Origin of the sequence: Azohydromonas aeria (assembly GCF_009760915.1) — a bacterium.
In the GTDB taxonomy this organism is placed as follows: Bacteria; Pseudomonadota; Gammaproteobacteria; order Burkholderiales; family Burkholderiaceae_C; genus Azohydromonas; species Azohydromonas aeria.
The window spans coordinates 1-542 of record NZ_VIDQ01000215.1; the positions used below are offsets into that span (position 1 = coordinate 1).

Below are 542 nucleotides of genomic sequence, written 5' to 3' on the forward strand. Positions count from 1 at the left end.
TCCAGCCGCCGCCGCCTGACGACTTGCCTGCCTGCTTCCATCCTTGTCGCTCCTCATGCGTTACCGATGAGGGCATTGTTCGGATGGCAAGGCCGCGGTGAAGGACGCCGCAGGGCGACCGCTTACCACGCTGCTGGGTGCGCTCCTGCAGGGCTGCGCGGTAGGCCTGCACCGCCTCCTCCAGCCGCGCCCTACCGCTCTCGCGCTCGCCCAGGCGCGTCAGCGCGGTGCCCAGGTTGTTCTGCGTCATCGCCCAGTCCAGCGGCACACGCTGCTGGGTGCGCTCCTGCAGGGCTGCGCGGTAGGCCTGCACCGCCTCCTCCAGCCGCGCCGTACCGCTCTCGCGCTCGCCCAGGCGCGTCAGCGCGGCGCCCAGGTTGTGCTGTGTCATCGCCCAGGCCAGCGGCACGCGCTCCTGCGTGTATTCCTGCAGGGCTGCGCGGTAGGCCTGCACCGCCTCCTCCAGCCGCGCCGTGCCGCTCTCGCGCTCGCCCAGGCGCGTCAGCGCGGTGCCCAGGTTGTTCTGCGTCATCGCCCAGTCC

1 protein-coding gene is annotated in these 542 nt (G+C 72.0%); it reads right to left on the reverse strand.

Translation table 11 applies throughout. The features are described from left to right. Positions 1-542 (reverse strand): tetratricopeptide repeat protein (locus FJ694_RS36610; protein ID WP_157272412.1); only part of this gene is annotated, 542 nt, incomplete at both ends.